General features: G+C 57.2%; 11 protein-coding genes. 8 read left to right on the forward strand and 3 right to left on the reverse strand.

Features of this window, described 5'->3' with window-relative positions; all coding sequences use genetic code 11:
- Positions 1 to 2: 2 nt before the first annotated feature.
- The 7 genes from NP77_RS17865 (at position 3) to NP77_RS17895 (ending at position 8114) form a co-directional block, all read left to right on the forward strand.
- Entirely contained in the window at positions 3 to 602 is a 600-nt protein-coding gene (locus NP77_RS17865) for a DUF2291 family protein (protein WP_003851391.1), read from the forward strand.
- Positions 602 to 2116, forward strand: a complete 1515-nt coding sequence (locus NP77_RS17870; RefSeq protein WP_039661043.1) for a sugar ABC transporter ATP-binding protein — start codon at positions 602 to 604, stop codon at positions 2114 to 2116. Before NP77_RS17865 ends, NP77_RS17870 begins: the two co-directional genes overlap by 1 nt.
- A gap of 2 nt (positions 2117 to 2118) precedes the next feature.
- Positions 2119 to 3225, forward strand: coding sequence for an ABC transporter permease (locus NP77_RS17875; RefSeq protein WP_039661045.1), 1107 nt, complete (start codon positions 2119 to 2121; stop codon positions 3223 to 3225).
- 192 nt (positions 3226 to 3417) lie between these two features.
- Positions 3418 to 4248, forward strand: coding sequence for a transketolase (locus NP77_RS17880; RefSeq protein ID WP_033762432.1), 831 nt, complete (start codon positions 3418 to 3420; stop codon positions 4246 to 4248).
- Complete coding sequence (locus NP77_RS17885) at positions 4241 to 5185, forward strand: transketolase family protein (RefSeq protein WP_039661047.1); 945 nt, start codon at positions 4241 to 4243, stop codon at positions 5183 to 5185. Before NP77_RS17880 ends, NP77_RS17885 begins: the two co-directional genes overlap by 8 nt.
- A 2-nt stretch (positions 5186 to 5187) precedes the next feature.
- Positions 5188 to 6675, forward strand: a complete 1488-nt coding sequence (locus NP77_RS17890) for an FGGY family carbohydrate kinase (RefSeq protein WP_039661048.1) — start codon at positions 5188 to 5190, stop codon at positions 6673 to 6675.
- Between the two features lie 20 nt (positions 6676 to 6695).
- Positions 6696 to 8114, forward strand: a complete 1419-nt coding sequence (locus tag NP77_RS17895; protein ID WP_039661050.1) for an L-fucose/L-arabinose isomerase family protein — start codon at positions 6696 to 6698, stop codon at positions 8112 to 8114.
- Between the two features lie 117 nt (positions 8115 to 8231).
- On the opposite strand, the gene NP77_RS17900 is transcribed toward NP77_RS17895, so the two are convergent.
- A complete protein-coding gene (locus tag NP77_RS17900) occupies positions 8232 to 9362 on the reverse strand; it encodes a mechanosensitive ion channel family protein (protein ID WP_039661052.1) in 1131 nt (376 codons plus the stop codon).
- A gap of 96 nt (positions 9363 to 9458) precedes the next feature.
- Positions 9459 to 10193, reverse strand: a complete 735-nt coding sequence (locus NP77_RS17905) for a flagellar brake protein (RefSeq protein WP_008925965.1) — start codon at positions 10191 to 10193, stop codon at positions 9459 to 9461.
- 209 nt (positions 10194 to 10402) lie between these two features.
- On the opposite strand from NP77_RS17905, the gene NP77_RS17910 reads away from it, so the two are divergent.
- A complete protein-coding gene (locus NP77_RS17910; protein ID WP_003851381.1) occupies positions 10403 to 10651 on the forward strand; it encodes a GlsB/YeaQ/YmgE family stress response membrane protein in 249 nt (82 codons plus the stop codon).
- Between the two features lie 67 nt (positions 10652 to 10718).
- Here the strand turns inward: NP77_RS17910 and NP77_RS17915 are convergent, their stop codons facing one another.
- Complete coding sequence (locus NP77_RS17915) at positions 10719 to 12818, reverse strand: TonB-dependent siderophore receptor (protein ID WP_039661054.1); 2100 nt, start codon at positions 12816 to 12818, stop codon at positions 10719 to 10721.
- Between the last annotated feature and the right edge of the window lie 150 nt (positions 12819 to 12968).

The following is a 12968-nucleotide window of genomic DNA, read 5'->3' on the forward strand; positions in this document are numbered from 1 at the left end:
TCATGAAACGGATACTGGCGGTATTGATCGGGATGGCGCTGCTCAGCGCCTGTACCGTGGTGGATCTGGATGCGGACGGTAACCCGATCATGCCGAAAGATCCGCACGCGAAGCCCAGCTATACCACCCAGACGCCGCAGCAGATTGCGGAGGAAACCTGGCAGCCGCGTGTTATGGCCACTGCGAACAGCCACGCGCTGAGCTGGGCCGACATGGAAGCGAAAAGTCAGACGGTGAAATCTGGCGGCCGCGAAAGTGTCTTTGTGCGGGCCAGCGGGACGGCCAGCGCTTTTGATGAGAGTAACCCGCGTGAACGCACGCTGACGCTGATGATTAATGGTAAGCCGGTGGCGATCAGCGTTGGCCCGGTATTGCGCAGCAACGCTATCCGGGATGCCGCCGGTTTCCGTTTCGAAGAATTTACTAATCAGGTGCAGTACGCCCAGCTCACCCGGGCACTCAATCGTCATGCAGTGAAGCAGTTGCCGCCACTGGATGCCAGTTGGGTCAACCAGCCAGTGCAGGCGCTGCTGGCTGTAAGCATCGGGCAGAACAGCGTTGAAGAGGTGGTGGCGATTGAGCTGAAGCGGGGGACGCCCTGATGGAAGATGAAATTATTCTGCGGGCCGAACAGATCTCTATGCTGTTTCCCGGCACGCTGGCGCTGGATCGCGTCGATTACCGGGTCTGGCGCGGCAAAGTGAATGTGATTATCGGTGAAAACGGCGCGGGCAAATCGACGCTGATGAAGATTCTGGCGGGCGTGCAGCAGCCTACCGCCGGGTCGCTGTTTCTGAATGGTGAGCCGCTGACGCTGAGCAGCACCCGCGATGCCGCCCGGCACGGCATCGGCATGGTGCATCAGGAGCTGAATCTGTTTGAAAACCTTACCGTGGCGGAGAACCTGTTTCTGGGCCGGGAGATCCAGCGTGGCCTGGCGCCGATCAATGAGGCGGAGCAGGCACGACGCACCGCCGCACTGATGGCGCGTCTTGACCAGCCTATCCCGCCCGGTGAGCGGGTCGGCAATCTCAAAGTGGGTCAGCAGCAACTGGTGGAGATCGCTAAAGCGCTGGCGGAAGACGCGGACATTCTGATTCTTGACGAGCCCACCTCGGCACTGAGTAAAACCGAAGTTGAGATCCTCTTCCGGGTCATCCGCGACCTGACGCAGCAGGGCGTTACCCTCATTTATATTTCTCATCGGCTGGAAGAGCTGATGGCAATTGGCGACGTGATTACGATTCTGCGCGACGGACGCTTTCAGGCAGAAGCGCCGGTCAGCACCATCGATGTGCCGTGGATCGTTCGCGAGATGCTCGGCAGTGAGCCGGTGACCACCTTCCTGCCGGACGAGCGTGAGTTTGGCGCGCCGGTTCTTGAGGCGCAGCACATCACCTGCGTCAGCCCCAACGGCAATACCCTGGTTGATGACGTCAGTTTTCAGGTGCGGGCCGGGGAGATTGTCGGGATCTACGGCCTGATGGGGGCGGGTCGCACGGAGCTGTTTGAGTGTCTGCTCGGCAGCCAGCGTCACTATCTGGGCAAGCTGTGGCTCGACAGTAAACCGCTGCCTACGCGCCTGCCCACTGCCGATCGCATCCGCATGGGGATGAGTCTGGTGCCGGAGGATCGCAAACGCGCCGGGATTTTCCCGGTCTCGTCAGTTGCCAGTAATCTCACCATCGCCAGCCTGTGGCGGCGATTGTCGCACCGCTTTGCCATTGCGCACCGGGCGGAGCAGCAGGCAGTGACTCAGACGGTCGGTAATCTGGCGATCAAAATCTCCTCGCCGGACGTCGCTATCAGCGCACTGAGTGGTGGCAACCAGCAGAAAGTGGTGATTGGCCGCGCGCTGCTGACGAATCCGCGTCTGCTGCTGCTGGATGAGCCGAGTCGCGGCATTGACGTCGGGGCTAAAGCGGAGGTGTTTCGCATGATGGTGGCGCTGTCGCAGCAGGGTATTGCGGTGTTGTTCTCCACCTCAGACCTGAAAGAGATTATGGCGGTAGCCGATCGCATCCTGGTGATGTCGGGCGGCAAACTTACGGCTGACCTTCCGCGAGACCAGGCGGAAGAGGCAGCGCTGGTGAAAGCAAGTGCGCAGGGGTTCTGAGCATGAAAAGCAATAACAGCGTCGCGCTGAACACACTTCCGGCGAAAGCGTTTAGTTCACGCGAAAGCATTCTGCTGCTGCTTCTGAAGCTGCGTACTTTTATTGCGCTGATTCTGATTGTCGGCTTCTTCGCCATCACCGTGCCGGACTTTCTCGCCACCGGCAGTCTGGTGATCATGGTGAAACACATCGCCATCAACGCCTTTCTGGCGCTGGGTATCACCTTTGTCATTATCACCGCCGGCATTGACCTGTCGATTGGGGCGACGCTGGGGCTGTGCGGCATGATCGCGGGCTGGCTGATCACCAAAGGGATTGTGCTGCCGATGTTTGGCATCGCCATCTTCCCCAGCGTCTGGGTAATCGTGCCGGTCGTGCTGTTGATCGGTGCGCTTATTGGCGCCGGCAACGGCTGGATCATTACCCGCTACAATGTCGCACCTTTTATCTGCACCCTTGGCACCATGTACATCCTGCGCGGTGCGGCGATGCTGACCTCCGGTGGCGAAACCTTTCCCGGTTTGCAGGGTAATCCGCTATTGGGTAATACCGGCTTCGATCGAATCGGGGCCGGCACCTTTCTCGGACTGCCTTATGCCATCTGGATGATGGTGGTGCTGGCGCTGGTGATCGCCTATATCGCTCGTCGCCTGCCGTTTGGCCGTCAGGTTTATGCCATCGGCGACAACGAGCGCGCCGCTGAACTCTCAGGCGTGAAAACCCGTCAGGTGAAGATTCTGGTTTATACCCTGTCGGGATTCTGCGCAGCGATTGCCGGCATTTTGGTCTCATCACAACTGGTCGCCAGCCATCCGGCAAACGGCACAGCGTTTGAGATGAACGCCATTGCGGCTGTGGTACTGGGCGGCACCTCACTGGCGGGCGGACGTGGCACGATTGTCGGGACGCTGATCGGTGCGTTCGTCATCGGCTTTCTGGCGGATGGTCTGATCATGATGGGCGTCAGCGAATTCTGGCAGATGGTGATCAAAGGCATCGTCATCATCATCGCGGTCATCATCGACCAGACTCAGAGCCGGATGCAGCAGAAGGCGGCGGTCGTGGCGCAGAAAGCATTAATTGAGGAGGGGGCACCGGCTAAATCCTGACTGGTTTATCGCCGTCCGGGCAGGGTGCACCGCTAAGCGATTCTGCATAAGCGGCAGCAGTCAGCCCGGAGTGACGGGCAGTGTGGTGAACAGAGGACAAGACCTTTATCAGCCACACACTTTTTTAGGCACAAAATTTTTTAACTGGCGTGAATATATATTCATAACCGATTTAAAATTCAGAGGTAGTGTATGAATCCTTTCAATCTTCCGGTCGAAGACCTTGAGCGCCGGGCGCGGGCTATCCGTCGGCGCATCATCCAGCTTAACGCAGGCAGCCCGGCAGGCGGTCATACCGGCGCTGACCTGTCGCAGGTGGAGATCCTCACTGCGCTCTACTTTCGCATTCTGAACTGCGCACCGGATCGCACGGATGATAATCAGCGTGACATCTACATCCAGTCGAAAGGGCACGCGGTAGGCGGCTACTACTGCGTGCTGGCGGAAGCGGGCTACTTCCCGACCGACTGGCTGGCGACCTATCAGCACGCGGACTCGCATCTGCCCGGCCATCCGGTCCGGCAGAAAACGCCGGGCGTCGAGCTCAATACTGGCGCGCTGGGCCATGGCCTGCCTGTGGCGGTCGGCATCGCTATCGCAGCGAAAAAAGATAACAGTTCGCGCCGCATCTTTGTGGTCACCGGCGATGGTGAGCTGGCGGAAGGCAGTAACTGGGAAGCGGCACTGGTCGCGGCGCATTACGGCCTCGATAATCTGATCATCATCAATGACAAGAACAAGCTGCAACTGGCGGGTGCGACCCGCGACATCATGAACACCGATCCGCTGCCGGAAAAATGGCGCGCCTTTGGGCTGGAGGTCACCGAATGCAACGGCAATGCGATGGCATCCGTGGTCGACACCATTGAAAACCTGCCGAAGAACGGCAAACCGCAGGTGATTGTGGCGCATACCGAAAAAGGCTTTGGCGTCTCCTTTATCCAGAGCAAGGCGGAATGGCATCACCGGGTGCCGAAAGGCGAAGAGATCGCACTGGCACTGGAGGAGCTGAAAGATGAGTAATGCACAACATTTAGCAAGCGTCATGGTGACGGCCTTTATCGACGCGGTGAATCGTGGCGTGGATCTGGTTCCTGTGGTGGCCGACTCAACCTCAACCGCCAAAATTGCCCCCTTTATTAAGGCATTTCCCGACCGGCTGATTAATGTCGGTATCGCCGAGCAGACGCTGGTGGGAACAGCGGCAGGTCTGGCGCTGGGCGGCAAAGTCGCGGTGACCTGTAACGCCGCGCCGTTTCTGGTGTCACGTGCCAATGAGCAGGTGAAAGTCGACGTCTGCTACAACAACACCAACGTCAAACTGTTCGGGCTGAATGCCGGGGCCAGTTATGGCCCGTTAGCCAGCACCCATCACAGCATTGATGACATCGCGGTGATGCGCGGATTCGGCAATATTGAGATCTATGCGCCTTCCTGCCCGCTGGAGTGCCGCCAGATCATCGACTACGCCCTTGAGCATGTCGGGCCGGTCTATATCCGTCTGGATGGCAAAGATCTGCCGCAGCTGCACGATGAAAATTATCAGTTCAGACCAGGCGCGATCGATGTGCTGCGGGAAGGCAGTGACATCGCGCTGGTGGCGATGGGCTCAACGGTTCACGAGGTGGTTCACGCCGCCGAGCAACTGACTGAACAGGGCATTTCAGCCGGTGTGATCGCGGTTCCATCGATTCGACCCTGTGATTCCCAACAGCTGCGCAACCTGCTAAATCACTATCCAGCGGTGATTACCGTGGAAGAGCACAACGTCAATGGCGGCGTCGGCAGCCTTGTGGCTGAGGTGCTGGCGGAAGGCGGTTGTGGCATCCCGCTGTTGCGGCTTGGCATTGCGGATGGGGAATATGCGATTGCAGGCGATCGCGCCTCCACCCGCGCCCATCACGGCATTGATGCCCGCAGCGTGGTCAACAGTGCAGCGCGCATCTGCGCAGGAGCATAAACATGGTGGGACCTCTGATTCTGGCGATTGACGAAGGCACCACCAATGCCAAGGCGATTGCGGTGGATCGCGACGGCCGTGTGGTGGCACGCGGTAGCCAGAGTTTAACCCTGCAACACCCGCAGCCCGGTCTGGCTGAGCAGGATCCTGTGGCAATCTGGCAGGCGGTAAAACAAGCCATCGCCCATTGTCTGGCGTCGTGTGCAGGTGCGCCTGTCGCGGCGGTGGCGATCAGTAATCAGCGTGAGTCGGTGATGATCTGGCAGCGGCGTGATGGTCAGCCGCTGACACCGCTGGTGAGCTGGCAGGATCGACGCTCCGAGTCATTCTGTCGCGACCTTCGGCAGGCGGGTAAAGCGCCTCGCATCACCGGCCTGACCGGGCTGGCTGTTGATCCGATGTTTCCGGCCGCCAAGCTGACCGGGATGCTGGCCACCATTCCCGAGGGCGCGGCGCGGGCGGCTGCCGGCGAGCTTTGCATCGGCACGGTCGACAGCTGGCTCACCTGGCAGCTCAGCGCGGGCGAAGTCTTTATCACCGATCACGCCAACGCCTCCCGCACGCAGCTCTACAGTCTGCACCTCAACGACTGGGATGACGAGCTGCTGACGCTGTTTCAGTTGCCGCGCGCCGCACTGCCGCGCATCACCTCTTCAGCCAGTGAACAGGGCGTGGTGGCGGTAAATGACATTCCCGGTCTGGCGGCAGGCACGCCGATTCTGGCGCGTATTGGTGATTCCCATGCCGCGCTGCAGGCGCAACGCCGCGGCGAGTCTGAAGTGGTGAAAGCCACATACGGCACCGGCTCTTCATTGATGATGTCCATGGCAACGCCGCTGCTGACGGAAAATGGCCTCAGCACCACGGTGGCCTGGCATGACGGCACGCTGCGTTATGCGTTTGAAGGCAACATCACGCACACCGGTTCCGGTGCCGCCTGGCTGGGTAAACTGCTCGGCGTACAGGATCCACGTGAGCTGACCGCGATGGCGCAACGCTGCGACGACAATCAGGGCATCTATTTTGTCCCTGCGCTCTCGGGTCTGGGCGCGCCCTGGTGGGATCTTCAGGCACGCGGCATGGTGTGCGGACTGACGGATGCCGCGACACCTGACGTGCTGGCGCGGGTGGCACTCGAGTCGATCGTCTGGCAAATCGCCGATGTCTTTTTCGCGATGGAGCAGGCCAGCGGACAGCAGCTTCCGGCGCTCTGTGTCGATGGCAGCGCCACTGAAAATAGCTGGCTGATGCAGTTACAGGCCGATGTGTTGCAGCGGCCGCTGCAGCGGGTCCCGACTGCTGAGGTCTCCGCGCTGGGCGCGGCACTGCTGGCAGGCAAAGTGCTGGGGTGGTGGCAGCAGGGCAGTGATATGCAGGCTTTACAGGGCGGCAGCGTCATCCTGCCGCGTGAAGAGAACGCGCAGCGTATGCAGGAAAATTATAAAGGCTGGATCGATGCCGTTGCACGCTGTCGTTATCAGCCACATTAATCCTTATCCGGAGCAGAGCCATGTCAACACTTCCTCAGCAGTTAACCTTCGGTGTCATTATTGGCAACCGGGGTTTTTTTCCCAGCTATCTGGTGGGCGAGGCGCGCCAGCAGGCGGTCGCGCTGTTTGAAAAAATGAACATCAATACGGTCATGCTGGATGAAACCCAGACCAACCTGGGCGGCGTAGAGACGCGGCAGGAGGCAAAAATCTGCGCTGCACTGTTTCGCGAGCACCGCGAAAAAATTCACGGCATTGTGGTGCTGCTGCCTAACTTTGGTGATGAAAAAGCGATTGCAGAAGCGCTGCGTCTGGCTGGCCTGAATGTGCCAGTGCTGGTGCAGGCGGAAGAGGATAATCTCGATAAAATGGGGCTGGCGACCCGTCGCGACAGCTTCTGCGGCAAAATTTCGCTCTGCAATAACCTGCGGCAATATGGTATTCCGTTTACCCTGACCCGCCAGCACGTCTGCGCCCTGAGCGGTGAGGTCTTCAGGCAGGATCTGCAGCGGTTTAGCCAGCTCTGTCGTGTCGTGAATGCCATGCGTCGGGTGCGCGTCGGGGCGATTGGTGCGCGGCCCGCCGGATTTAACACCGTGCGTTATAGCGAAAAGCTGCTGGAGAAGATGGGCATCGCGGTGGAAACCCTGGATTTATCGGAGATTTTTACGCGTACCAACCGGCTGCGCGATCATGATATCCGCGTAGCAGAGAAGCGTGAAATCCTGGAGGCTAACGCTGATGCGCGCGGCATTCCGGGTGACAAACTGGTGACCATGGCCAAACTGTTTGTGGTGATCAGCGAATGGATCAGTGACAACGATATTGATACCACCGCTATTCAGTGCTGGACCTCACTGCAGGAGAATCTGGGGATTAACGTCTGCTCAATCATGAGCGTGATGTCGGGCCAGCTGATGCCCAGCGCCTGCGAAGTAGACGTGATGGGCGCGCTGTCGATGTACGCGCTCGCCAGCTGTTCGCTGAGTCCTGCCTCACTGGCGGACTGGAACAACAACTTTGGCGATGAACGGGACAAATGCGTGCTGTTTCACTGTGGTAACTTCGCCAGTGCCAGCCTGGAGTCACCGACGATGGGCACGGCGGATATTATCGGCACCACGGTGGGCAAAGAGAACACCTGCGGTGCAGTGCATGGCCGGATGAAGCAGGGTGAACTGACCTACTTCCGTCTCTCAACCGACGACTTCAGCGGCGAAATCAAAGCCTATGTGGGCGAGGGGATGTCGGTCACCGATCCGCTGGACACGGTGGGCTGTCGTGCGGTGATTCAGGTGCCGCAACTGGAAACATTGCTGGCGTGGATCTGCCGTAATGGCTTTGAGCATCACGTGGCGATGAATCACTCAGCGACGGCAGATGTGCTGCAGGAAGCGTTTAGTGAGTATCTCGGTGTAAGTTGTTACCGGCATGAGTAAACGGTGAGACTGAATTGCAGAACGCCATAGGGGAAGGTGGGACAGCCGATGCGCTTACGGTTCTGGCCGCACCGGTATCCCTGCCCGCCATCCCAATACAGGAGGGCGGGCCTGGGTTTAGCGCGCCATCCTGCGCACCTCGCCATCTTCATTTTCCACCGCAACCAGATCCACCGGAGGCAGATTGCCGCCGCTGAACTCCACCTGACGAATCGGGAAGGCGAAGCGGATGTTACGCTCTTCAAGAGCCGCCATCAGCTGCAGGTTAATTTCCTGCTGAATATCCATGTATTTGTTGTAATCCGCATCGAGCACAAAATAGACCACTTCAAAGGTCAGCTTTGAGTCTTCAAAGGCCAGGAAGTGGGCGCGGTCAAAACGGGTCGTATCAATGTCCTGGATAATCTCTTTAACCAGCGGGCTGATCGCCCGAACCTGATCAGAGGGCGTGGCATAGCTGATACCAAACTTAAAGACGATGCGGCGCTGCTGCATGCGTTTGTAGTTATGGATGGTCTGCTGCAACAGAATAGTGTTTGAGCAAACAATCTGCTCACCGCTCAGGCTGCGCAGACGCGTGGTTTTCAGGCCAATATGTTCAATAGTGCCCGCAATATCACCAAACACAATAAAGTCGCCGTGCTCAAACGGCTTGTCAAAGCCTATCGCCAGCGACGCAAACACATCACTCAGCACGGTCTGAATTGCCAGCGCAATCGCGATACCGCCAACGCCAAGGCTGGCAACCAGTGCTGTAATGTTGATGCCGATGTTCGACAGAATGGCCAGGAACATCATGATCCAGACCACCACCCGCAGCAGAATGCCCAGGATCACCGTCGTCACCGGATTACGCACATGAATCGGATCGCGCAGCAGGCTTTTCAGCCATAGCCGGATGCCGCAGTCTATCCATAGCGCGAGCTGCACAATCAGCGCCAGGAACCAGCCGTGCGCAATAGTCACGCTCCATGAAGCAGGCAGGTCGACAAACTTCAGGGCAATCAGCAGCGAAAAGATCAGCAGCAGTGTCTGGCTGGTGCTGCGCAATATCTCCACCAGAATCGCAGTGGCGCGGACGTGACGATGTTCGCTATAGAGGGCAATCCGGTTGGAGATAAAGCGAATCAGGGTACGTAATACCCAGTAAATCACCAGGGTGGAGACGATAACGATAGCGCTGTTGATCCAGAGTTCCTGATTAAAAAAGAGGGCGTGAAAACGACGTGAAGAGAGCCAGTTTTCCATTGGGGAGGGTCTCCTTGCTGGGTTCCGGTTTAAAAGAAAACAAGCAGGAAGCATAGCCTGGATGCGGCCCACCTGCGTGGCGCATCCATAAAGCAGTTACTGGAATCGGGTCGATTTATCGCGCGCCAGGCGCTCAAGGGCAAAGATAATCTGCTGAAGCTGTCGCTCCTGTGCCGGATTCAGCGTGGCAAAACGAAAGCTCAGGCGGGGTGTAATCAGGGTTTCATTTTTGCGGTTCACGACACAGCGTTCGCCAATACTCAACAGCTTCACCGGCACTTCAAAAATGCCATATTCGCCCAGCTCAACCCGGAACTGATTGAAGCTGTCGCCATTCTGCAAGCCTTCCGGCAGCGGTTCATCCACCAGCACACCGATACCGCCCAGAGAGAGATCCTGTAATCGCAGACGCGTTTTACTGCCATCCGGCCACAGGGTGTGGCACCAGAACTGCGGCTCCATCGGTGCGCAGACCCGAAAAAATTCCCGTCGCTGAATCTGCCACAGCAGGTCCGGCAGCGGTGAGCTGAAAGCGGGTAAGCCTTCAAACTCAATTTTTTCCAGTGAGGTGAGGCTGAACTCCACTTTTGCACCAAAGGTTTCAGCGGTGATACTGAGATCGTCGCTGGTTAGTGCGTACTCGTTATCCAGGTTATTACTGCCGAGGTCAAACACCACGCGATCTTTATCGGCAGTCAGCATCCGGCTGATAAACTGCCCGCGCGGGAAGCGCACCAGTAAGGGCGTCTGCAATCGCAGCAAATCTTTCATAACGCCCAGAACCGCCAGCGTGCCACGTTTTAAATATTGTTCCTGGTCGGCTTCTTTCACGTCCTGCTCCACAAGGGGTTACTGTATTTACACTCTTTTTTTGCCTCGTCACGGTTATCGGCGCGGCTGGAAAAAGCTTTAATTTGCTCGTCATCAATAATAACTGTGAGCGGACGAGCAATTTTCAAAATGCTGGCTATACTTATCGCGGTAAACCGCTTGATAAATCAGGCGTTCACGATTTAATCATAAAAAGGAAGGAGCAACAGATGGGTATTATTTCCTGGATCGTCTTTGGCTTGATCGCGGGTATTCTGGCGAAGTGGATTATGCCAGGTAAAGACGGTGGCGGTTTCATTCTGACTGTTGTACTGGGTATTATCGGTGCAGTAGTGGGTGGCTGGATCAGTACGCTGTTTGGCTTCGGCCGCGTCGATGGGTTTAACTTCGGCAGTTTTGTGGTCGCAGTGATCGGTGCCATCGTGGTGCTGTTCGTGTACCGCAAAGTACGCAGTTAACCGTAACAGTTTTAACAGAAAAGGGGACGAAGCGATTCGTCCCCTTTTTTTATCTTTTACTCTGCTATCAGAAGTCGTAACCGACAGTCGCCATCACGCTGCGCTCCGCGCCCCAGTAGCAATAGCCGGTGCCGTAACAGCCCGCTACATAGGTGCGGTCGGTCAGGTTATTGGCATTGACCTGAACCCATGCGCCTTTCAGGCTGCTGTTCCAGACACCCAGATCGGCCCGCACTGATGCATCAAACAGCGTCACCGACGGCACGCGCGTGGTATTTTCATTGTCCGCCCACTGTTTGCCGATGTAACGCACGCCCGCGCCCGCACTCAGACCGTAATCAAACTGATAGTGACCCCAGAGTGCAGCCATGCTGTTAGGGGTGACATACGGCGTATGGCCGCTGTTGCCATCCACCGAATCTTTGAAGCGCAGATGGTTCAGCGTATAGCTCGCCACGGTGCTCAGACGCGGGGTTAACTGATTACGTGCTTCCAGCTCAATACCCTGTGAATGGACTTTGCCCGATGGCGTAAAGGTGCCGTCTTTAACATTACGGTTTGCCACATCCTTCTGCGTCAGGTCATAAACCGCCATGCTGTAAAGATCGCGGGTGCCCACCGGCTGATATTTCACCCCGGCTTCATACTGCTCTGAGGTGGTCGGCTTCAGCAGGTTATTGTTGGGATCGGTAAGCGCAGTCGGGGTAATCGCCTGGCTCCAGCTGACATAAGGCGAAATGCCGTTGTCGAAGGCATAGAGCAGCGCGGCGCGTCCGCTAATGTGATCATCCTGACGACGATCGCTGCCGCTGTTTTGTGCGACGATGCGATCGTAACGGCCGGAGAGATCGAGATGCCAGCGATCCAGCTTCATCTCATCCTGCAGATAGAGGCCGGTCTGGTAATAACGGCGGGTGCTATCTGCCCAGGTCTGCTCAGGCATATCGCCCACCTGATCGCCGGTCACGGCATTCAGCTGGTTAGCCGGACCGCCAGCCTCACTGATCTCATTTTTGTAACGATGATACTCGGCACCCAGCGTCACGCGGTGCTCCAGTTCGCCGGTGTTGAACTCCGCCTGTAAGCGGTTATCCGTGGACCAGGCGGAGAGTGACGAGCGCTCGCCAGAGTAGTAGCGATTCAGCAGATCGGGATTATTTTCATCCCAGCCAATCTGATAAACCTGATCGAGATCGACATTCGAGTGGCTGTAACTGCCGGTTGATGAGAACGACCAGACGTCGTTAAAGCGATGGGCGAAATCGAAGCTGTAGATCTGCTCGTGGCGTTTGAACTGATCAAGATCGCTGTTGCCCTCATAGAAGCCGTTGCTCAACTTATAGCCGTTGTGTTCGGTAAGGCTGCCGTCACCCGGCACGGAACCGTGATAACCGCCTGACGGATCTTTTTGCAGGTAGGCTTTCAGAATCAGATGGGTATCTTCATCAGGTTGCCACATCAGCTGCGGCATCAGCGCATATTTCTCTTCACGGGTATGATCGTACTGGGTATCGCTGTTGCGGGTTACGCCGGTCAGGCGAAACGCCCACTGGTCATTAATGGCATTGGTGTAGTCAAACATCGTGCCAGTGGTCGCGTTGCTGCCCGCCTGCACTTGAATGTGACCCTCTTCCGCGAACTGAGGACGTTTAGTCACCATGTTCACCAGTCCGCCCGGCACTGTCTGGCCATAGAGCGCGGAAGAGGGGCCTTTGATCACGTCGATGCGTTCCAGGAAAGCATTATCCACCTGCAATATGTTGAAACTGCCGCCGTCACTCATCAGCCGCATCCCGTCGAGGAAGGTGTTATCGACATCGCCACCGTGGAAGCCGCGCAGGGCAATGGTGTCGTAACGGGTAGCGGCCCCGCCGAAGTTAGTAAAGACGCCTGAGCTGTAACCCAGCGCCTGATTCAGGGTCAGTGCGCCCTGATCCTGCATCTGCTGACGGGTGACTACGGATATTGATTGCGGCGTGGTGATCAATGGACGATCGCTCTTGGTTGCGCCCTGGCTGGTGGTCGCCAGATAGCCCTGGGTGGGCGTGGTCGAATCCTCCAGCGGTTGGGCAGTCACAACCATATCAGCAGCAAAACTCAGAGCAGGCGCAGTCAGCGCCAGGGTGCAGAGGTGAACATAACCTTTCAGCGACAATGACAGTTTCATCAAAATTCCTTTCTTGGCAAAGGGTCAGGCGGGTGAATAAAATTATTGATAGGCAATCTCATTATCATAATGAGAACTATTAACTTTTGTAAATTTGCTGCAATTTTGCCTGTAGATGAAAGAAGGTCAAGTAAAATTCGCTGAAAGGGA

This window comes from Pantoea sp. MBLJ3, from assembly GCF_000816655.1.
Classification (GTDB): domain Bacteria; phylum Pseudomonadota; class Gammaproteobacteria; order Enterobacterales; family Enterobacteriaceae; genus Pantoea; species Pantoea eucalypti.